The following is a 19,878-nucleotide window of genomic DNA, read 5'->3' as shown; positions in this document are numbered from 1 at the left end:
CCGGCCTAGGCCGGGCTTTTCCAAAGCTGTGGGCTAATTACTTAGCTTGGGCTTCAACCTGCGCTTCTACGCGACGGTTAACTGCACGACCAGCTTCAGTGGCGTTGTCAGCAACTGGGCGGGATTCGCCGTAGCCAACAGACTGAACGCGGGACGATTCAACACCGTACTGGTTGGTCAGAACTTGCTTAACGGCGTTTGCACGACGCTCAGACAGTTTCTGGTTGTAAGCGTCAGGACCGACGGAGTCAGTGTGACCTTCAACAGTGGTGCTGGTGGATGGGTACTGCTTCATGAAGTCAGCCAGGTTCTTGATGTCGCCGTAGCTGTTAGGCTTGACAACCGACTTGTCGAAGTCGAACTTCACGTCCAGCTCAACACGTACGACTTCAGCAACAGCTGGGCAGCCATCAGCGTCAACGGTTACGTTGGCTGGGGTGTCAGGGCACTTGTCGACGTTGTCGCACACGCCATCGTTGTCGCTGTCGGAGCAGACTTCAGCCGGAGCTGGAACTGGAGCAGCAGCAGGCTTGGAGCCGCCACCGAAGTTCACACCGATACCGACGCTTGGAGCCCACTCGGTGTCGCCCTGGTCGATGTTGTACTGAGCTTCAACGCCGGCACGGGCGTAGAAGTTTTCGGTGAAGTACAGCTTGGCGCCGCCACCAACGTTAGCGAAGGTGGAACGGTTACGACCGCTGGAGCCGTTCTGACCGATGCTCTGGTCGGAGAAGCCAGCCGATACGTACGGACGCAGCATGTCACCTGGGTTGTTGAAGTGGTACAGGGCATCCAGAGCGGTGTTGGCGCCCTTGATGTTACGACCGTCGTCGGAACGTGCGTTGTGCACTTCGTCGTAGGCCAGACGCAGTTCAACGTCGTCGGTCAGGAAGTAACCAACCGAACCGCCGAACAGGTTGCCGTTGTTCTTGAAGTTACGAGCGCTGTCGAATTGTTCTTTCTTGGCGAAGCCTTCGATTTCAACTGCGCCTTGGCCTTGTGCCAGAGCGCCGAACGAAGTGGCAGCAATCAAAGAACCAATGGCAAAGCCCAAGGTGTTTTTCAGTTTCATCCGTTAAATCCCCATCTGGTGATTGTGAAGCAGTCCCGCAAACCGGGGGACAACTCGGCGGCAAGTCTATCAGAACTTGCCTACACGTAAGAGATATTTGCGCCGAACTTAAGTTTCAGCAATGCCTGCAAATTTCTCACGCAATTTGTCAAGCGCGCGCTTGTAACGCATTTTTGTCGCGCTCAAACCCATATGCATTATGTCTGCGATCTCCTGGAATTCCAGCTCTGCGACAAATCGTAGCACCAGAATTTCCCGATCGATCGGGTTCACATAGACCAGCCAACGATCGAGTCCCCCCTTCTCCTCGGGCTTGGGCGCCTTATCTTCCGACGCTTCCTCCAGAGGATCCAGGCTCAAAGCGTCCATCAAGCGACGCTTTCGCCGTTCCTTGCGATACTGCGTGATGCATTCGTTGTAGGTGATGCTGTAGAGCCAGGTCTTGAACTTCGATTTCCCCTCGAAGTTCTTCAGCCCATACAGCACCTTCAACATCACCTCCTGACAGACATCGTCAGCATCGCGATCGTTCCCAAGATATCGTGCACAAACGTTAAATAATGTTCTCTGGTAACGGCGCATCAATTCTTCATAGGCGCGCGTTACGTGAAACAGCTCGGTATGCGCGCGCGCGACCAACTCCTCATCAGAGAGATCACGGGGGTCGTAGCGCGTAGATAGCGATTGGGGTTTGTTCAAAACAAGTCGGGCCGACAGTCTAGGTCAATGTGCGCCGCAGCCTGCGATAGCAGGCATTTTGCGGCGGCATACATTAGCAGGGTTTGCCGGGTTAGCGGCTACTCACATGCTGTTCCAGCAGGATCCGATTGGAAAGCGACACCAGCTCGCCCTCCTCGGTCAGCAATGTGGTCTTCACCGTGCCAATCTCTTCGATCTGGCCTTCGACCTCGCCAACACGCACTTGTTGCCCAACCTCATACAATTCACGCACATAGATTCCCGCCAGGATCTGACCGGCGATTTCACGACTTCCCAATCCCATTGCCAGCGCAACCGCCAGACCAACGGTAATCAAAACGATCACGATCACGTGGTTGAGCAGGTCTGTCTTGACCTCCAACTGGCTGATCGCCACCGAAATACTGATGATGATCACCAGGCCCTGGGCAATTCGCCCTACGCCAGCGGCGTAGTCCAGCCCAACGCCTTCGGCCGCGCCGCGCACCAGCCCATTGGCCAGTTGCGCCAGCAGAACGCCGACCAGCAACACCAGCGCAGCACCAAAAACCTTCGGCAAATACAATGCGAGCATATCGAGCGTAGCCGAAACTCGCTCAAGGCCGAGGGATTCTGCTGCCGAAACCAGGAAAATCAGCAATACGAACCAATACACGATCTTGCCGACCAGGGTCGAGATCGGTACCTGGATGCCGCCACGGGACAGCAATTTGGTCAGGCCGGTGCCGCCCATCAGGCGATCGAGGCCCAATTTGGCGAGCAACTTGGACAGCAGCGTGTCCAGCAGCTTGGCCACGACAAAGCCCAACAGCAGCACCACCAGGGCGCCGAAGAGGTTCGGGATGAAGTTAGCTACTTTGGTCCACAACGCAGTCATCGCCGTGACGAGGCTCTGGGTCCAGAGATCAAGTTCCATATTCAATCAGCCTTATCAGCGGTGCGAGTAACAGGTTTACGGCGGGAAACCGGCGAGAGATGGGCCGATCCGTTATTCAGGGCGATCATCAGCGCGGGCAACCAGCGGCCCAGCAGGCTGAACAGATCGCCCGCGCCGACCTGGCGGTTGGCGGTTTTCAGTACACGTCCCAGGCATGCATCGTCGTCCCGGCTGGACGGCGAAGCCTTGAGCATGTCGCGCAAAGACTGTTCAAACGGATCGTGCATACGCACCTCTCGTGATGTCTGTGGAAGACGCGATCAAATTTCGTCGGGTCACATGAAACCCCATCACACCCAGCGCAAACGGCGGAACAACAACCACTGCCCCGTCGCGACGCAGATCATCAGCAGGCAGGCAACCATGAAACCGTAGGGGCTTGCGGAAAACGGAATGCCGCCGACATTGATACCCAGAAGGCCGGTGAGAAAACTCATCGGCAGGAAAATCCCGGTGACGATACCGAAGCGGTACATGGTGCGGTTCATGCGCACCGAAAGACGTCGGTCTTCGGCCTCCAGCACAAGCCCCACGCGCTCTCGAGTCAATTCCAGCTCCTCGAGGTAACGGGTCAGGCTGTTGTTCAATTCGTTCCAGTAGTCACCGTCATCGTCGCAGAACCATGGCAGTTTGAGCCGCGTCATCTGGCCGAAGATGTCCCGCTGTGGCGCCAGGAATCGCTTGAGCCCGGCAGCCCTTCGGCGGATGTGCAAAATGGCGTCGTGCTCGGGAGTATACCGTTCGTCGGTATCGAGTTTTTCTTCCTCGCCATCGACGATTTCGGAGAGACAGGTGACCAGGTCCTGCACCTTATTGGTGAGGTATTGCGCCATGTAGAGGATGAGTTCGGACGCCGTCTTCGGGCCCTTGCCCTCGGCCAGCTGCGCCAACAGCTCATCGGTGGCGCGCAACGGACGCAGGCGCAGGGAGATCACCCGCTGGGCGGACGCAAAGATCCGTACCGACACCATGTCTTCAGGTTCGGCGCCCGGGTTGAGATTGATCCCCCGCAGGAACAGCAGCAGCTCGGCATTGGGCAACGGCAACAGCCGCGGCCGGGTGTTTTCTTCGAGCAGCAGGTCGCAGTTGAACTCGCTCAGGCCACTGGATTTGCGCAACCAGGTGTGGGTTTGCGGATGACTGCGATCCCAGTGCAGCCACAGGCTTTCATGGGCCTGCAACTGCAAATCGTCGAGTTCGGTCCGGGCTATGGAACGCGCGCCGCCTTTACCGTCCAGCACCAGGGCATGCACCAGCCCCCACTGCGCGTTTTCTTCCTCGAACATCCTCATCCCTTATGGCTGTACTGCTTCATTCAGGCATTTTCAGCGGGCTTGGCGAGATGATCACGCCGTTATTGTCCGCATAGACATACTCGCCCGGGCGAAACGTCACGCCGGCAAAGGTCACCGGCACATTGAGTTCGCCAACGCCGCGCCGGTCAGTCTTCATCGGGTGACTGGCCAGGGCCTGAACCCCGAGATCCGTCTGGGCAATGATGTCGACGTCGCGGATGCAACCGTAGACCACCAGCCCTTCCCAGCCGTTTTTCGCGGCTTTTTCCGCCAGCATGTCCCCCAGCAGCGCCCGACGCAGGGAACCGCCGCCATCGACCACCAGCACCTTACCGTTGCCCTTGAGTTCAACCTGCTCCTTGACCCGCGAGTTGTCCTCGAAGCACTTGATGGTCACGATTTCGCCGCCGAAGGAATCGCGACCGCCGAAATTGCTGAACATCGGCTCCAACACCTGCACCAGTTCCGGGTAGGCGTCGCACAGGTCGGGCGTGAGGTAATGGTTCATCGAACAACTCCTGAAAGGCTGGAACGTCGGACTGAATGAGCAACCGTTTGTGACTGGAACCGCTTGAAGCGTCATATCTTAGCCGCAAGCCGATCAGAGCGAAATGACCTTGTCAGAGCCTTCGCCTCAAACCGCCTCGGCCAACTGGGGCTGTTCGGCCAGCAAAGGGGCCTGCTGATCCTTGAGCCAACGCGCCACCAGCGGCCAGACCTCAAGGTGCGCGGCCTTGCTGACCAGCATCTCGACGTGACCGAAGTCTTCGGTGAAACCCTGTCCCCGGCCCAGGCAGACAAACTGCTTGTGCTCGGAACCGATCTGATCGAAGAGTTTGCGGCACGCCCAGGTCGGGTCCTGGTGATCGCCTGCGGCACTCACCGCCAACACCGGCAACTGGACATCGGCCAACCCGGCCCACCAGTTCTTCTCGGCATCGCCGAAACGTCCGAACAGGCCGTACCAGCGCATGCTTTCCAGGGCCAGGCCGATGGGCTCGTCCTCGGGGCCGCGCTTGAGCCTTGAACCGGACAATTGGGCAAAACGCTTGAGAATGAAGCGACCGCTCCACTCCACTGGCGGAATCTTCAGCGGCCAGTAGGTACGGCTGACCTGGGTACCAAAAAACGCCGCCGACGCCACCGCCGGCTCGCCCAGGTAATGACCGCCCAGGGCGGCCGCCAGGGTGATGCCCCCCAGGGAGTGACCGATCCAGTGGGGCACTTGCCCGCTCTGCTCACGCACGAAGGCGCCAATGGCCGGCAAGTCGTAGCGGGCGTAGTCGGCCACGCGATTGTGGCGATAGCCCAGGTTGCGCTGGGACAACCCATGGCCGCGCATCTCGGGGATCCAGACATCGAACCCCAGGCGTGCCAGGTACGCGCCCAGGCCCAGGCCCTTGGGGGAATACCAGAAACGCCGGTTGGAAAAACTGCCGTGCAACAGGATCACCGGGACCCCACGGGTCTCGCAGGCATCGGCCATGCCCAGCCGGGTGACGGCCAGTTCGACGCTGGCGTCCGGGCTGTTGCCGGGTTTCAAGCGATAGACATCTTCGCTCAGATCACCGCGCCGCTCGGCGCTGATCAGGGCGACAGGAAAGAGGTTGCTGCTGCTTTGCATGATCTTCTTGCACAAAAAAGGGCGGCATCCTTGTGGAGCCCGCCCTACAACCACAGAACCTGTGGGAGCGAGCTTGCTCGCGATGGCAGAGTGTCAGTCAGCATTAAATTTTGCTGACCCACAGCTATCGCGAGCAAGCTCGCTCCCACAAAGTCAACTCACAGGCTTTAGTCGATCAAAGATCAGACCGCCGCCTGACCCTCAGCCAGGAAGAACCAGGTTTCCAACACGGAGTCCGGGTTCAACGAAACGCTTTCGATGCCCTGCTCCATCAGCCACTTGGCCAGGTCCGGGTGGTCCGACGGGCCCTGGCCGCAGATGCCGATGTACTTGCCAGCCTTGTTGCAGGCGGCAATGGCGTTGGCCAGCAGCTTCTTGACCGCCGGATTCCGCTCATCGAACAGGTGCGCGATGATCCCGGAGTCGCGGTCCAGGCCCAGGGTCAGCTGGGTCAGGTCGTTGGAACCGATGGAGAAACCGTCGAAGAACTCGAGGAATTCTTCAGCCAGGATCGCGTTGGACGGCAGCTCGCACATCATGATCACGCGCAGACCATTGTCGCCACGGGCCAGGCCGTTTTCCGCCAGCAGGTCAACGACCTGGCTCGCTTCGCCCAGGGTCCGGACGAACGGCACCATGATCTCGACGTTGGTCAGGCCCATTTCGTTGCGCACACGCTTGAGGGCGCGGCATTCGAGCTCGAAGCAGTCGCGGAACGATTCGCTGATGTAGCGCGAAGCACCACGGAAGCCCAGCATCGGGTTCTCTTCTTCCGGCTCGTAGAGCTTGCCGCCGATCAGGTTGGCGTATTCGTTGGACTTGAAGTCCGACAGGCGCACGATGACCTTTTTCGGCCAGAACGCCGCCGCCAGGGTGCTGATGCCTTCCACCAGCTTCTCGACGTAGAAACCGACCGGATCGTTGTAGCCGGCAATGCGCTTGTCGACGCTGTCCTTGATGTCCTGCGGCAGGCCGTCGTAGTTCAGCAGTGCCTTGGGGTGCACGCCGATCATGCGGTTGATGATGAACTCCAGGCGGGCCAGGCCCACGCCAGCGTTCGGCAGTTGCGCGAAGTCAAAGGCGCGGTCCGGGTTGCCGACGTTCATCATGATCTTGAACGGCAGGTCCGGCATGGCGTCCACGGAGTTCTTCTTGATGTCGAAGCCCAGTTCGCCCTCGAAGATGTAGCCGGTATCGCCTTCGGCGCAGGACACGGTCACGCCCTGGCCGTCCTTGAGCAGTTGGGTGGCGTTGCCGCAACCCACCACGGCCGGGATCCCCAGTTCACGGGCGATGATCGCCGCGTGGCAGGTACGCCCGCCGCGGTTGGTGACGATGGCGCTGGCGCGCTTCATCACCGGTTCCCAGTCCGGGTCGGTCATGTCGGAGACCAGTACGTCGCCGGCCTGGACCTTGTCCATCTCCGAGACGTCCTTGATGATCCGCACCTTGCCGGCGCCGATGCGCTGGCCGATGGCACGGCCTTCCACCAGCACGGTGCCGGTTTCCTTGAGCAGGTAGCGCTCCATGACGTTGGCCTGGGTGCGGCTCTTCACGGTTTCCGGACGGGCCTGCACGATGTACAGCTTGCCGTCGTCACCGTCCTTGGCCCACTCGATGTCCATCGGGCACTTGTAGTGCTGCTCGATGATCATCGCCTGCTTGGCCAGCTCGCTGACTTCGGCATCGCTGAGGCAAAAACGCGCGCGCTCGGCCTTGTCCACGTCGACGGTCTTCACCGAACGACCGGCCTTGGCTTCGTCGCCGTAGATCATCTTGATGGCCTTGCTGCCCAGGTTGCGGCGCAGGATGGCCGGACGACCGGCTTGCAGCGTGCCTTTGTGGACGTAGAACTCATCCGGGTTCACCGCGCCCTGCACGACGGTTTCACCCAGGCCGTAGGCGCCGGTGATGAACACCACGTCACGGAAGCCCGACTCGGTGTCGAGGGTGAACATCACGCCGGCGGTGCCGGTTTCGGAGCGGACCATGCGCTGCACACCGGCGGACAGGGCAACCAGCTTGTGGTCGAAGCCCTGGTGCACGCGGTAGGAAATGGCACGGTCGTTGAAAAGGGAGGCGAAGACTTCCTTGGCGGCACGGATGACGTTTTCCACGCCACGGATGTTCAGGAAGGTTTCCTGCTGGCCGGCGAAGGAGGCATCCGGCAGGTCTTCGGCGGTGGCCGAGGAACGCACGGCGACGGCGATGTCGGGATTGCCTTCGGACAGCTTGGCGAAAGCGGTGCGGATCTCGGCGTTCAGTTTCTCGGGGAACTCGGCGTCCATGATCCATTGGCGGATCTGGGCACCGGTCTTGGCCAGGGCATTGACGTCATCGACGTCCAGGGCATCGAGCGCATCGTGGATCTGCTTGTTCAGGCCGCTCAGTTCCAGGAAATCACGATAAGCCTGGGCGGTCGTGGCGAAGCCACCTGGTACCGATACACCGGCACCGGCGAGGTTGCTGATCATCTCGCCCAGGGATGCGTTCTTGCCCCCCACATGCTCCACATCATGGACGCCGAGCTTATCGAGGGAAACTACGTACTCTACCAAGGTGATCTCTCCACTAACTGTGTTGGAAAAGCTCAAGGCACCGGTGGCTCCAGGGGAGCGATGACCGGCGATATGGCCTGGACCTGGAAAATAAGTGAGAATGCGGACCACTGGCGGCCAGCAAATCGCGCCTATCATATCCAAGAATCGTCACTAGCTCACTAGCTTAAGGCCCAAGGCGCAAATGAAACGATCTGCTTTCTTTATCTCCGACGGCACCGGCATTACGGCCGAAACGCTAGGCCAAAGCCTGTTGGCACAGTTCGAAAACATTACCTTCGCCAAGTTCATACGACCGTACATCGACAACGTCGACAAGGCGCGGGCCATGGTACAGCAAATCAATAAAGCCGCCGAAACCGACGGTTTCCGCCCGATTATCTTCGACACCATCGTCAATCAGGACATCCGTGAGATTCTCGCAACGTCCAATGGTTTCATGATCGACATTTTTTCCACGTTCCTGGCGCCCCTGGAACAGGAACTGAGCGAGCATTCCTCCTACTCGGTCGGCAAGTCCCACTCCATTGGCCACAACTCCAACTACATGGAGCGGATCGAGGCAGTCAACTTCGCGCTGGACAACGATGACGGGGCCCGCACGCATTATTACGACAAGGCCGACCTGATCCTGGTGGGGGTGTCGCGCTGTGGCAAGACGCCGACGTGCCTGTACATGGCGATGCAGTTCGGCATCCGTGCGGCCAACTATCCGCTGACCGAAGACGACATGGAGCGCCTGCAGCTGCCCAGCGCCCTGCGTGCCCACCAGCACAAGCTGTTCGGCCTGACCATCGACCCGGACCGCCTTACCGCGATCCGCAACGAGCGCAAGCCCAACAGCCGCTATTCGAGCTATGCCCAGTGCGAGTTCGAAGTGCGCGAGGTGGAAAACCTGTTCCGGCGGGAGAATATTCCGCACATCAACTCCACGCATTTTTCCGTGGAGGAGATTTCGGCGAAGATCCTGGTGGAGAAAGGGGTGGAGCGGCGGTTCAAGTAAGGTAGAGGCCTTAAGCCAAAACCTGTGGGAGCGAGCTTGCTCGCGATAGCGGTGTGTCAGCTGACATCAACAATGCTGATCCACCGCAATCGCGAGCAAGCTCGCTCCCACAAGGGAATCTCCCACAGGGGAATCGGTGGTGGTGCTGGGTCAGCGCTTCAACCGCTCGACCAACACCTGCCCCACCTCCAGCGCCGACGCCGGGTTCTGGCCGGTGATCAACTCCCGGTCCATGACCACATGGGACATCCATGGCGATGTGTTGCTGCGGTATTGCCCACCCGCCTGTTCCAGTGCGGTTTGTGGATACAACTTCATGCTCCCGCCGCCCAGAAGCCCCTTGGCCAGTTCTTCTTCCTGATTGCTGATTACCGTCATCTTGTACCCGGCGTAGATCCAGTCGGCCTTGGCCGAGGCCTGGCCTCTGGCGGCCAACTGGTCGACGAAGCCCCTGGCATCGGGCAGGGTCGACAGCAGCGCTATCGGCCCGTGGCAGACCAGCGCGGTGGTCTTGCCCCTGTCATGAAAATGCGTCAGCACCCGTCCCAGCGGTGCGCTGGTCAGCAAATCCTGCATCGGCGCGTGCCCGCCGGGGATGTACAGGGCGTCGAACCGCTCCAGGCCGATCTGCTCGACACGGGCCAGGCTGATCACCGGTGAGTCCTTGGCCGAGGTGATGTTCAACTGCGCCAGCAACGCCTGGTAGCGCTCCAGCTCCGCCGAGTCATTGTTGAAGTACATCTTGTCCACCGAGGAACGGTCCAGCGTCGGCGCCTTGCCCTCGGGCGTTGCGAACGTCACTTGGTGACCCGCCTCCAGCAACAGTTTCACCGGTTGCAGCAATTCGTTGAGGTAAAAGCCGGTGGAGAAGACCTGGCCATTTTTCAGATCCAGATGATCGGCGTCCGACAGGACCACCAGCACGTTATCGGCATGGGCCGCGACGCTGATGCCTGCCAGAACGACAGACGTTGCCAAGGTAGTGAGCTTTTTCATGATGACTCCAGAACGCTTCGATAAAAGATGGCTCACTGTATTGATGCGCTTACCGGCGATAAACTGGCTGCCCGGAACATCACCTGGCCTCTGGAGGCAATAATGGCTCGTCGTTTCGATCATCTGGCGGATGTGGAAGCCTTCGTCACAGTCGTGGAAAAAGGCACCCTCAGCGCCGGCGCCGTGGCGCTGGGGACCACGCCTTCGGTCCTGAGCCGCGCCATCTCCCGCCTCGAAGCCCGGCTTGGGGTGCAATTGTTGCGACGCACGACCCGGCGGCTGAACCTGACCGATGCCGGCACGGTGTACCTGGAACAGTCGCGCTCGGCCTTTGCCCTGATTGACGATGCCGAGCGGCGGATCCAGGGCCAGGACGGTGTCCTGACCGGTCGCGTACGCCTGAGCGTGCCGACGACCTACGGTCATTACCGCCTGCCGTCGCTGTTGTCGCGTTTCGCCCAGGCGTGCCCGCAAGTGCGGGTCGAGCTGAGCATCACCAACCGCAATGTCGACCTGGTGGCCGAGGGGTATGACCTGGCGATCCGCCTCGGGCCATTGCCGGACAGCGGGCTGGTCGGCCGCAAGCTCGAAGACGCCCGCCTTTGCCTGGTGGCCGCGCCGCACTACCTGGCACGCGCCGGAACGCCCCGGCACGTCGATGAACTGGCTGCACACGCCTGCCTGCCCTTCGTGATGCCCAGCAGCGGACGCATCGCCCCCTGGCTGTTTCGCGAAAATCATCAAGATCGGGAATGGCTGCCGGTGGGCAATGTGCAGGTGTCCGACGATGTATTGGGCATCGTGTCCCTGGCCCAGGCCGGGATGGGGATCTGCCAGACCTATGAGTTCATTGTCCGGGAGCGAATCGAGCGCGGGGAACTGGTGGCTTTGCTGGAAGACTTCGGCGGACGCAGCCGGCCGTTTTCAATCATCTATCCGCCGCACCGACAACTGCCGGCGGCGGCACGGGCGTTGATTGATTTTTTGATCGCGCAATAGCCCCTGTGGGAGCGAGCTTGCTCGCGATGGCGGAGTGTCAGCAGCATCGATATTGCTGATCCGCCGCCATCGCGAGCAAGCTCGCTCCCACAGGGGTTCTGATGTGACTGCAGGATTTTTATTCTCCCGCAGCCTTCCTGTGGAAGCTTCCTTACTGCCACAAGCTCTGCATTTAGTGAACCGCAGCCGCCTGCTCGTCCATCTTCTTGCGCAGGCTCAGCGGGCGCATGTCGGTCCAGACTTCTTCGATGTAGGCCAGGCATTCCTTCTTAAACCCGCTTTTGCCGACGGTGCGCCAGCCTTCGGGGACGGCCTTGTAGTCTGGCCAGATCGAATACTGTTCTTCGTGGTTGACCACGACCTGAAAGACGATGTCCTCGCGGTCGAATACTGAAGTCATGGGTGTCTCTCCATCTTTGCTCGAGGTTCGCTGCGGCGCATGCGCAGCCAGGATATGAAAGGAACGTACGGGCCCGAGTGAAAATTAGGCCTCGACAACCGCCGCCTGCAGGGCACGCCCGAAAATCTCGGCAACCCGGTCGATTTCCGCCTTTGTGATGATCAGCGGTGGCAGGAACCGCACCACGCCGCCTTGCCGGCCACCCAACTCCAGGATCAGCCCGCGCTTGAGGCATTCACGTTGCAGCCGTGGCGCCAGCCGTGCATGCACCGGCGGATGGCCCAGCGCATCGGGTTTACCCGCCGGGTTCACCAGTTCGACGCCGAGCATCAACCCGCGACCGCGGATATCGCCCAGTTGTGGGAAGTCTCGCTGCAGGATGCGCAGGTGCTCGCTCAAGCGTTCGCCCATGGCGGCGGCGTGGGCCGGCAAGTCGTGCTCCTGCAGATAGCGCATCACTGCGGAACCGGCGGCCATGGCCATCTGATTGCCACGGAAGGTCCCGGCGTGAGCACCTGGCAGCCAGGTGTCGAGCCAGTCGCGATAAACCACCACCGCCAGCGGCAGGCTGCCACCGATGGCCTTGGACAGCACGACCACGTCCGGGATGATCCCGGCGTGCTCGAACGCAAACATCTTGCCGGTACGGCCAAAGCCGCTCTGGATTTCGTCGACGATCAACGCCACCCCCGCCTGCTCGGTGATCCGCCGCAAGCCGCGCAGCCAGTCCAGATCAGCGGGAATCACCCCGCCCTCGCCCTGCACCACTTCGACGATGACGGCTGCCGGCAATTGCACGCCGGCCTCGGGGTCATTCAGCAGGTTCTCCAGGTAATGCAGATTGGCCTTCACGCCCGCCACACCGCCCAGCCCGAACGGGCAGCGGTAATCGTAGGGGTATGGCATGAACTGCACGCCGCTGCTGAGCAAGGCGCCCAAGGGTTTCTTCGGCCCCAGGCTGCCCATCAGGCTCAACGCCCCTTGGCTCATGCCGTGATAACCGCCCTGGAACGACAGCACGGTGCTGCGGCCGGTGGCGGTGCGCACCAGCTTGAGGGCCGCTTCCACGGCGTCAGTACCGGTGGGGCCGCAGAACTGGATCTTCGCCTCGGCGGCCAGCTCTGCCGGCAACAAGCCGAACAGGTCCTGGACGAAACGGTCCTTGACCGGCGTGGTCAGGTCCAGGGTATGCAAGGGCAGCTCATCGGCCAGCACCCGCTGGATCGCTTCGATCACCACCGGGTGGTTATGCCCCAGCGCCAGTGTGCCAGCGCCGGCCAGGCAATCGATGAAGGTGCGACCCTCGACGTCCTCGACATACAGCCCCTTGGCACGCTTGAGGGCCAGGGGAATCCGCCGTGGGTAGCTGCGGGCATTGGACTCCTGCCGACTCTGGCGGGCCAGCAGCGGCGACTCATTGAACTGGTAGAGCGTCTCGGCCGGCGCAGGACTGACCCGGGCCGGCTGTGCTTCGATAAGACTGTTGGCGACTGACATCCCTCGACCCCGCAATACACTGAAGTAATGACCCAACGACACACCGCACAGGTGCATCTCCGGTCGGAGCGCACATGCAGGTTTCCTGTTGTGGAAACGCATCAGCAATGCAGGGATTTACTCTCGGGCAGAACTTTCTCCATCAGCGCGATCAGTGGTTTGTCCTTGAAGCCTGTGGGAGCAAAGCCTTCCTACAGGCCATTGCTAAAGTGAATCAGGCCGGTAACACCTGAACCGGCACAGTCAATTCGACTCGCAGCCCATCCGGGCGCGTGTCGAAATGCAGACCACAGCCGCAACGCTGGACGATGGCCTGGACGATCGCCAGCCCCAGGCCGCAGCCGGTGCTCTGGCCGTTGCGCCAGAAGCGCTGGGTCAGGTGCTGGATGTCGTCGGCGGCGATGCCGGGGCCGTGGTCGCGGACCTGGAAGCGCACGCGCTGGCCGATCATCTCCAGGCTCAGCTCCACATCGGTATCGTCCGGCGTATGGCGCAGGGCGTTATCCAGCAGGTTGCGCAAGGCGGCGATGGAGAGCACCGCCGGCATCTGCACCGGTGCATCGGACAACCCTGGGGACACGTGCAGCCTGATCCGCCGCGAATCACTGCTGGCGGCATCCTGGATCGCCAGCCGGGCGACCTGCTCGGCGTTGCATTGCACGCCATCGTCGAACGACAGGCTGCCTTCGACCCGCGCCAGCAGCAGCAACTGTTCGAGTGTGCGATGCATGCGGTCGGCGCCCTCCTCGGCCCGGGCCAGGGATTGGTCGCGGGCGGCGCCCTCGGTCATGCGCGCCACTTGCAGGTGCGTCTTGATGGCGGTCAGCGGGCTGCGCAACTCGTGGGCGGCGTCGCCGGTCAGCCGTCGCTCGCGCTCGATGGTCTTGCCGATGCGCTGGAACAACTGGTTCTGGGTCTCCAGCAGCGGTCGCAATTCGCTGGGCAGTGGATGGATCTGCAAGGGCTCCAGGGAGTCGGCGCTGCGCCGCATCAGCGCATCGCGAATGCGATTGAGCGGTGCCAGGCCCTGGCCAATACCCAGCCACAACAGGCACAAGCAACCGAGCAACGCCACGCCCACCGGCACCGAGGCGGCCAGCAGTATCGACATGTTCAGGGCTTCGCGTTCGATCTGGCGGTCGGCGGTCGTGACGCGCAAGTCACCCCGGGCCAGGGTGAAGCTGCGCCAGGGCGCGCCGTCGATCATCTGGTCGTGGAAACCCATCTTCTCGGCTTCCAGGGTTTGTTCCGGAGTGCCATGGCTGCGAGCCAGAATCTCGCCGCGCAAGGAGCTGACCTGACAGGCCATGCCGCCAGGAATGCTCAATTGCTCGGAGCTCAAATGCGTGCCGTCGCCCTTGCTGGGCAACGGTGGCATCTGTTCCAGCAACCCGGCGACCATCCGCGCGGAGGCCACCAGGCGCTGGTCGAGGGAAAACATCATCTGGTTGCGCAGGTCACTGAGCATCCACGCCGCGGCCAGGGCCCAGATCAGGGCAAAGGCCGCGCCGAGGGTCAGGCTCAGGCGCAGTCGCAGGCTCATCACTTGGAAGACTCTCCACCTTCGGCCGGCCCCAGGCGATAGCCCAGGCCGCGCACAGTCTCGACAATCCCGTTGCCCAACTTGCGCCGCAGGTGATGGATATGGACGTTGAGGGCGTTGCTTTCCAATTCGTCGTTGAACCCGTAGACGCTGTCCTTGAGCTGTTCGGTGGACAGCACCCGGCCGCGACTGTGCAGCAGCGCCTGCAACAGCGATTGCTCGCGCCGGGACAGATCCACCGGCTGGCCGTCCAGGGTGGTTTCCCGACTGCTGGGGTCGTAGGTCAGGCGACCGTGCTCGATCAGGTTGACGCTACGCCCCGCCACGCGTCGCAGCAACGTGTGCAGGCGCGCCGCGAGTTCGCGCAGGTCGAAGGGTTTGAGCAGGTAGTCATCGGCGCCGGCCTGCAAGCCGTCGACCCGGTCGGTTACCGAGTCCCGGGCAGTGAGGATCAGCACCGGCGTCTCCAACCCCTGCTGACGCAGTTGCCTGAGCAGCTTGAGACCGTCCTCGTCGGGCAATCCCAAGTCCAGCACCATAACGTCGAATTCCGCCACGCCGACCATCGCCCGCGCCGCCGATGCGGTGGCGACGTGCTCGACAGTCAGGCCCTGCGCCGTAAGGCCGGCAACGATCCCGCTGGCAATCAACTCATCGTCTTCGCAGACCAGTACGCGCATGGTAAGCCCCGTGGAAAAAGGTACATTAGGCCGCCGGCCGATTAAGCCGACATTATGCGACGAGTACAGCCAACATGGGCGATCATTGCGGCCTGCCGGTCGTCGTCGGGTTAATCGACGGTTAATCGCCAGCCGCCATTGTGTTTTCCACTTGCTTCGTTCTAAGGCTTTATCCATGCGTCGATTGTTTTTGCTGTGGCTGTTCCTGATCGCGGGCCTGGCCCAGGCCGCCAATCCCTTCGAAACCAAACCCGATTTCCTGCCGGTGGAAAAGGCGTTCGTGTTTACCTCCGAACGCCTGGACTCCGGTGAAACCCAGCTGTTCTGGCAGATCGCCGATGGGTACTACTTGTACCAGCAGCGGCTCAAGTTCGATGGCCTGGCCGAGGCGCAAAAACCCCAGCTGCCGGAGGGTGAAGCCCACAGCGACGAGTTTTTCGGCGACCAGCAGGTCTACCGCCAGGCGCTAGAGCTGAAGATTCCGGCCAGTGCCACGGGCAAGATCAAGGTCGGCTTCCAGGGCTGCGCCGACGCCGGCCTGTGCTATCCACCCCAGACCCAAGTGGTCGACCTGGGTGGCAGCGCACCGGTGGCGGCCAGCGGCGAGGCGCCGGACCAGGCCCTGGCCAGCGGCCTGCAACAACGGGCCCTGGGCTGGAGCCTGCTGGTGTTCTTCGGCCTGGGCCTGCTATTGGCGTTCACCCCCTGCTCGCTGCCGATGCTGCCGATCCTGGCCGGGCTGGTGGTAGGCAGCGGTGCAGGACCGAGACGCGGCCTGGCCTTGGCCGGCAGCTACGTGATCAGCATGGCCCTGGTGTACGCCGCCCTGGGCGTGCTCGCCGCGCTGCTGGGCGCCAACCTCCAGGCGCTGCTGCAACAACCGTGGCTGCTGGGCAGCTTCGCAGCCGTATTCGTGTTGCTGGCGCTGCCCATGTTCGGCTTCTTCGAATTGCAATTGCCGGCCGCCCTGCGTGACCGCCTGGAAAACGCCGGGCGCCAGCGCCGCGGTGGCAGCCTGGTGGGCGCCGGCATTCTCGGGGCGCTGTCCGGCCTGTTGGTGGGCCCGTGCATGACCGCGCCGCTGGCCGGTGCGCTGCTGTATATCGCCCAGAGCGGCAATGCGCTGCACGGCGGGCTGATCCTGTTCACCATGGGCATCGGCATGGGCCTGCCGCTGTTGCTGTTGGTGACCGTGGGCAACCGCTTCCTGCCCAAGCCCGGCGCCTGGATGAACCTGCTCAAGGGTGTGTTCGGCTTCCTGTTCCTGGGCACCGCGCTGCTGATGATTCGCCCGATCATCGACGGTTCGTTGTGGGTCGGCCTGTGGGGCGTGCTGTTGTTGATCGCCGCCTACAGCGCCTGGCGCCAGACCGAAGGGTTCGGCCGCATCGCCTATGTCTGCGGCAGCGCCTCGTTGCTGTTCGGCTTGTGGGGTAGCCTGCTGGTGATTGGCGCAGCGGGCGGCGGCGATGACTTCTTCCAGCCCCTGAAGGTCTACGCCGGCACCGAGGGCCGCGCGACCGTCAGTGCCCACGACGCGTTCGTCACGGTCAGCGAGCCCGCCGCCCTGCAACGGGAACTGGACGCCGCCAAGACCCAGGGCCAGTGGGTGCTGCTGGACTACTACGCCGACTGGTGCGTGTCCTGCAAGATCATGGAAAAACAGGTCTTCGGCCGCAGCGAAGTGCTCGACGCCCTGAAAGGCGTGCGCCTGCTGCGCCTGGATGTCACCGCCGACAGCCCCGCCAGCCGCGAACTGCTGGGCCGTTACCAAGTGCCGGGGCCGCCGAGCCTGCTGTGGATCGGCGCCGACGGTGAAGAACGCCGCAGCCAGCGGATCACCGGGGAAGTCGACGCCAAGGCATTCCTGGAGCGCTGGAACCTCACCCGGGACGCGCGCTGATGCTGACGTTTACCTTGGGCACCTTTGCCATTGCCCTCAACCACCTGTTGCTCATCAGCGCCCTGGCGCTGGCGACCTTCGTCGGCTGGCGGGTGGCCAAGCGCGGTGGCGAAAACCCCGAGTCGGTGCTGTTCGTGCTGTTTCTCCTGGGCCTGCTGGCCGCACGGATCGGCTTCGTCGTCGCCTATTGGCAACATTACCGGGACGACCCGTGGCAGATCGTCGACCTGCGCGACGGTGGCTTCCTGGCCTGGCCGGGCATCGTGGCGCTGCTGATTGGCGCCTTGTTGTGGGCCCGCCGCCGTCCGCCCCTGCGCCGACCATTGGGCTTCGGCGTCGGCAGCGGCTTGCTGTTCTGGCTGGTGGCGACCCTGTCGCTGACAATTTATGAACAAGGCACCCGGCTGCCGGACATCACCCTGCGCACCGCCGACGGCGAGACCGTGAAACTCACCGATTACCAGGGCGGCCCCCTGGTGATCAATCTATGGGCCACCTGGTGCCCGCCCTGCCGCCGTGAAATGCCGGTGCTCGAAGAAGCCCAGCAACAGCGTCCGGACCTGACCTTCCTGTTCGTCAATCAGGCCGAAAGCATGCAAAGCGTCAGCACCTACCTTGCCACCCAAGGCCTGAGCCTGGACAACGTGTTGTTCGATGGCAGCGGCCGCCTCGGCCAGGCCGTCGGCTCCATGGCCCTGCCGACCACCCTGTTCTACAGCGCCGACGGTCGCCTGCTGGGCAGCCACCTGGGGGAATTGTCGGAAGCGAGCCTGGCTCGCGCCCTGGAAAACTTCGAAACGCCGGACTCGTCCACGACGCCCCACTCCGCCACAAGGAAAACGCCATGCCCCGCCTCCGCCACCTGCTGACCCTGGCCGTTGCCGCCGCACTGTCGCATGCCCCGCTGCTCCAGGCCGAAGAATTGCCTGCAGCGATCAAGAAGATCGAAGCCAAGGGCGCAAAAATCATCGGCACCTTCGACGCGCCGGACGGCTTGCGCGGTTATGCGGCGCAATACCAGAACCGTGGCATGGCGCTGTACCTGACCCCGGATGGGCAACACGTCCTGCTGGGCAACCTGTACGACGCCGACGGCAAGGACCTGAGCGCCGAGCCACTGCAAAAACTGGTTTATGCACCGATGGCCAAGGCCATCTGGGCGAAGATGGAGGGCAGCAACTGGATCGCCGACGGCAACAAGGACGCACCACGCACGGTGTACCTGTTCAGCGATCCGAACTGCCCGTACTGCAACATGTTCTGGGAACAGGCTCGGCCCTGGGTCAAGGCCGGCAAGGTGCAGTTGCGCCACATCATGGTGGGTATCATCCGCGAAGACAGCCCGGGTAAATCCGCCGCCTTGCTGGCGGCCAAGGACCCGGAAAAAGCCCTGGCCGAGCATGAAAAGGCCGGCAAGGGCAGCCCGCTCAAAGCGCTCAAGGACATACCGCCGGCCATCCAGGCAAAACTGGACGCCAACCAGCAGTTGATGGACGAGCTGGAACTGTCCGCCACCCCGGCGATTTTCTATCTGGATGAAAAAGGCGAGCTGCAACAGCAGCAAGGCGCGCCGTCGCCGGACAAACTGGTGAAGATTCTCGGGCCGAAGTGACTGGCATCACTGTAGACCCCTGGTGGGAGCGAGCTTGCTCGCGATAGCGGCAGATCAGTCAGCATTGATGTGATAGACACACCGCAATCGCGAGCAAGCTCGCTCCCACATTGGATCTGCGTCGATCACAAGTCCCCTGTGGGAGCGACTTTGCTCGCGATAGCGGTGGATCAGCGACGCAAGAGTCCCAGCAACATCCGATTCACGAATTCCGGATTCTCCAGATTGGAGATGTGCCCCGCCTCCGGAATCACCACATGGGGGCAACCGATCAACTCGGCCATCTCCAGCGACTCGGACGGTGGCCGCGGTTTGTCCTGGTCGCCAAACATCACCGTCGTGCGCTTGGCGTCCAGTTCATGCAGGCGCGGCAGGATGTCGTCCCGACCGAAGATGATCCGCCCCAGCGGCACGATGCTGTCGCGCAGGCGATCGGTCGGCAGCGCGGCCAGTGTGGCCCGGAACTGCTGGTAGAGCGCCGAATGCGGGTCGATCCCCGGCCGGAAAAAGATCGGCACGATGATGTCCAGCAAGGGTTCGGGAATACTGCCGCTGGCTTCGATCTTGTCGAACAGCGAGAAGTAATACTGGCGGGTCGCCTCCGGCTCGACGCCGACGTAGGTGTCCATCAATATCAGCGACTGCACGCGCCCAGGCGCCGCCAGCGCCAGCCGCGCACCCCACATCCCGCCCACCGAAAGCCCGACCAGGTTGAAGCAGTCGATGCCAAGGTAATCCATCAACGTCAACGCCTGGCGGGCCAGGTCGTCCAGGGAAGTCATGCCCTCAGGCAAACACCCGGACTGGCCGTGGCCCCACAAGTCCAAGGCGATGACCCGATAATGCGGGGACAACACCTCGATCTGCGGCGCCCACATGGTGTGGTCCCACAGATAGCTGCTGCCCAGCAGCACCACCGGGCCCTGGCCTTGGTCCAGGTAGTGAAGCGGTTGTCCGTCAATGATTGCAAAGGGCATGGGTGACCTCCTTGTTTGGAAATGAATAGCCCAGGGAGACTGACGTGGCGGGTAGTCAGCGTCAACCGCCGGTATTGCGCCGC

General features: G+C 62.1%; 19 protein-coding genes. 5 read left to right on the top strand and 14 right to left on the bottom strand.

What is annotated here, in order from left to right; genetic code table 11:
* Positions 1-37: 37 nt before the first annotated feature.
* The 8 genes from QMK47_RS09885 to ppsA form a co-directional block, all read right to left on the bottom strand.
* Positions 38-1,072 (bottom strand): OmpA family protein, encoded by a 1,035-nt coding sequence (locus tag QMK47_RS09885; RefSeq protein ID WP_214510862.1) that lies wholly within the window; start codon positions 1,070-1,072, stop codon positions 38-40.
* A gap of 108 nt (positions 1,073-1,180) precedes the next feature.
* Positions 1,181-1,771, bottom strand: coding sequence for an RNA polymerase sigma factor SigX (gene sigX, locus QMK47_RS09880; RefSeq protein WP_003183614.1), 591 nt, complete (start codon positions 1,769-1,771; stop codon positions 1,181-1,183).
* 91 nt (positions 1,772-1,862) lie between these two features.
* Positions 1,863-2,687: a mechanosensitive ion channel family protein gene (locus QMK47_RS09875; RefSeq protein ID WP_003199523.1), complete on the bottom strand. Its 825-nt coding sequence runs from the start codon at positions 2,685-2,687 to the stop codon at positions 1,863-1,865.
* Between the two features lie 2 nt (positions 2,688-2,689).
* On the bottom strand, positions 2,690-2,935 hold the full coding sequence (locus QMK47_RS09870; protein WP_003199521.1) for a hypothetical protein: 246 nt from the start codon (positions 2,933-2,935) through the stop codon (positions 2,690-2,692).
* Positions 2,936-2,998: 63 nt separating this feature from the next.
* Positions 2,999-3,994: a zinc transporter ZntB gene (locus QMK47_RS09865; protein WP_253472777.1), complete on the bottom strand. Its 996-nt coding sequence runs from the start codon at positions 3,992-3,994 to the stop codon at positions 2,999-3,001.
* A 25-nt stretch (positions 3,995-4,019) separates the two neighbouring features.
* The gene (rraA, locus tag QMK47_RS09860) at positions 4,020-4,511 is read right to left on the bottom strand and encodes a ribonuclease E activity regulator RraA (RefSeq protein ID WP_320390101.1); all 492 of its coding nucleotides are present in this window, start codon (positions 4,509-4,511) and stop codon (positions 4,020-4,022) included.
* Between the two features lie 126 nt (positions 4,512-4,637).
* Positions 4,638-5,627, bottom strand: coding sequence for an alpha/beta fold hydrolase (locus QMK47_RS09855; protein WP_320390100.1), 990 nt, complete (start codon positions 5,625-5,627; stop codon positions 4,638-4,640).
* Positions 5,628-5,809: 182 nt separating this feature from the next.
* Positions 5,810-8,185, bottom strand: a complete 2,376-nt coding sequence (gene ppsA, locus QMK47_RS09850) for a phosphoenolpyruvate synthase (protein WP_214510859.1) — start codon at positions 8,183-8,185, stop codon at positions 5,810-5,812.
* 184 nt (positions 8,186-8,369) lie between these two features.
* Between ppsA and QMK47_RS09845 the strand changes: the two genes are divergently transcribed.
* On the top strand, positions 8,370-9,188 hold the full coding sequence (locus tag QMK47_RS09845) for a pyruvate, water dikinase regulatory protein (RefSeq protein ID WP_014337326.1): 819 nt from the start codon (positions 8,370-8,372) through the stop codon (positions 9,186-9,188).
* 150 nt (positions 9,189-9,338) lie between these two features.
* On the opposite strand, the gene QMK47_RS09840 is transcribed toward QMK47_RS09845, so the two are convergent.
* Positions 9,339-10,184, bottom strand: a complete 846-nt coding sequence (locus QMK47_RS09840; RefSeq protein ID WP_320390099.1) for a type 1 glutamine amidotransferase domain-containing protein — start codon at positions 10,182-10,184, stop codon at positions 9,339-9,341.
* Positions 10,185-10,286: 102 nt separating this feature from the next.
* Between QMK47_RS09840 and QMK47_RS09835 the strand changes: the two genes are divergently transcribed.
* Entirely contained in the window at positions 10,287-11,183 is an 897-nt protein-coding gene (locus QMK47_RS09835; RefSeq protein WP_258690648.1) for a LysR family transcriptional regulator, read from the top strand.
* Between the two features lie 172 nt (positions 11,184-11,355).
* On the opposite strand, the gene QMK47_RS09830 is transcribed toward QMK47_RS09835, so the two are convergent.
* The 4 genes from QMK47_RS09830 to QMK47_RS09815 form a co-directional block, all read right to left on the bottom strand.
* Complete coding sequence (locus QMK47_RS09830; RefSeq protein WP_079305605.1) at positions 11,356-11,583, bottom strand: MbtH family protein; 228 nt, start codon at positions 11,581-11,583, stop codon at positions 11,356-11,358.
* Between the two features lie 84 nt (positions 11,584-11,667).
* Positions 11,668-13,080, bottom strand: a complete 1,413-nt coding sequence (locus QMK47_RS09825) for an aspartate aminotransferase family protein (RefSeq protein ID WP_320390098.1) — start codon at positions 13,078-13,080, stop codon at positions 11,668-11,670.
* A 214-nt stretch (positions 13,081-13,294) separates the two neighbouring features.
* A complete protein-coding gene (locus QMK47_RS09820; RefSeq protein ID WP_253472761.1) occupies positions 13,295-14,626 on the bottom strand; it encodes an ATP-binding protein in 1,332 nt (443 codons plus the stop codon).
* Entirely contained in the window at positions 14,623-15,303 is a 681-nt protein-coding gene (locus QMK47_RS09815; protein ID WP_013692602.1) for a response regulator, read from the bottom strand. Before QMK47_RS09815 ends, QMK47_RS09820 begins: the two co-directional genes overlap by 4 nt.
* Before the next feature lie 175 nt (positions 15,304-15,478).
* Here QMK47_RS09815 and dsbD point away from each other — a divergent pair, with 175 nt between their 5' ends.
* Genes dsbD through dsbG form a run of 3 tightly spaced genes read left to right on the top strand, consistent with a single transcriptional unit; the run spans position 15,479 to position 18,818 of the window.
* Positions 15,479-17,206 carry a protein-disulfide reductase DsbD gene (gene dsbD, locus QMK47_RS09810; protein ID WP_320390097.1) on the top strand — a complete coding sequence of 576 codons (1,728 nt, stop codon included), beginning with the start codon at positions 15,479-15,481 and terminating at the stop codon, positions 17,204-17,206.
* Positions 17,206-18,075, top strand: coding sequence for a TlpA family protein disulfide reductase (locus QMK47_RS09805; protein WP_214510852.1), 870 nt, complete (start codon positions 17,206-17,208; stop codon positions 18,073-18,075). The genes dsbD and QMK47_RS09805 overlap by 1 nt, the downstream gene beginning before the upstream one ends.
* Entirely contained in the window at positions 18,051-18,818 is a 768-nt protein-coding gene (dsbG, locus tag QMK47_RS09800; protein WP_320390096.1) for a thiol:disulfide interchange protein DsbG, read from the top strand. The genes QMK47_RS09805 and dsbG overlap by 25 nt, the downstream gene beginning before the upstream one ends.
* Positions 18,819-18,988: 170 nt before the next feature.
* Here dsbG and QMK47_RS09795 read toward each other — a convergent pair whose 3' ends face one another.
* Entirely contained in the window at positions 18,989-19,795 is an 807-nt protein-coding gene (locus QMK47_RS09795) for an alpha/beta fold hydrolase (RefSeq protein ID WP_320390095.1), read from the bottom strand.
* Between the last annotated feature and the right edge of the window lie 83 nt (positions 19,796-19,878).

It is taken from the genome of Pseudomonas sp. P9_35, assembly GCF_034008205.1.
Taxonomy (GTDB): domain Bacteria; phylum Pseudomonadota; class Gammaproteobacteria; order Pseudomonadales; family Pseudomonadaceae; genus Aquipseudomonas; species Aquipseudomonas kilonensis.
This window is presented reverse-complemented; position numbering and strand designations above follow the sequence as displayed.

What these genes read in the sequence shown, in the direction of transcription:
- QMK47_RS09865 (WP_253472777.1), bottom strand. Translation starts at nt 3,994, where the DNA reads ATGTTCGAGGAAGAAAACGCGCAGTGGGGGCTGGTGCATGCCCTGGTG.
- QMK47_RS09845 (WP_014337326.1), top strand. Translation starts at nt 8,370, where the DNA reads ATGAAACGATCTGCTTTCTTTATCTCCGACGGCACCGGCATTACGGCC.
- QMK47_RS09855 (WP_320390100.1), bottom strand. Translation starts at nt 5,627, where the DNA reads ATGCAAAGCAGCAGCAACCTCTTTCCTGTCGCCCTGATCAGCGCCGAG.
- dsbG (WP_320390096.1), top strand. Translation starts at nt 18,051, where the DNA reads ATGCCCCGCCTCCGCCACCTGCTGACCCTGGCCGTTGCCGCCGCACTG.
- QMK47_RS09885 (WP_214510862.1), bottom strand. Translation starts at nt 1,072, where the DNA reads ATGAAACTGAAAAACACCTTGGGCTTTGCCATTGGTTCTTTGATTGCT.
- QMK47_RS09830 (WP_079305605.1), bottom strand. Translation starts at nt 11,583, where the DNA reads ATGACTTCAGTATTCGACCGCGAGGACATCGTCTTTCAGGTCGTGGTC.
- QMK47_RS09840 (WP_320390099.1), bottom strand. Translation starts at nt 10,184, where the DNA reads ATGAAAAAGCTCACTACCTTGGCAACGTCTGTCGTTCTGGCAGGCATC.
- QMK47_RS09805 (WP_214510852.1), top strand. Translation starts at nt 17,206, where the DNA reads ATGCTGACGTTTACCTTGGGCACCTTTGCCATTGCCCTCAACCACCTG.
- rraA (WP_320390101.1), bottom strand. Translation starts at nt 4,511, where the DNA reads ATGAACCATTACCTCACGCCCGACCTGTGCGACGCCTACCCGGAACTG.
- QMK47_RS09835 (WP_258690648.1), top strand. Translation starts at nt 10,287, where the DNA reads ATGGCTCGTCGTTTCGATCATCTGGCGGATGTGGAAGCCTTCGTCACA.
- dsbD (WP_320390097.1), top strand. Translation starts at nt 15,479, where the DNA reads ATGCGTCGATTGTTTTTGCTGTGGCTGTTCCTGATCGCGGGCCTGGCC.
- QMK47_RS09825 (WP_320390098.1), bottom strand. Translation starts at nt 13,080, where the DNA reads ATGTCAGTCGCCAACAGTCTTATCGAAGCACAGCCGGCCCGGGTCAGT.
- QMK47_RS09875 (WP_003199523.1), bottom strand. Translation starts at nt 2,687, where the DNA reads ATGGAACTTGATCTCTGGACCCAGAGCCTCGTCACGGCGATGACTGCG.
- QMK47_RS09870 (WP_003199521.1), bottom strand. Translation starts at nt 2,935, where the DNA reads ATGCACGATCCGTTTGAACAGTCTTTGCGCGACATGCTCAAGGCTTCG.
- QMK47_RS09815 (WP_013692602.1), bottom strand. Translation starts at nt 15,303, where the DNA reads ATGCGCGTACTGGTCTGCGAAGACGATGAGTTGATTGCCAGCGGGATC.
- QMK47_RS09795 (WP_320390095.1), bottom strand. Translation starts at nt 19,795, where the DNA reads ATGCCCTTTGCAATCATTGACGGACAACCGCTTCACTACCTGGACCAA.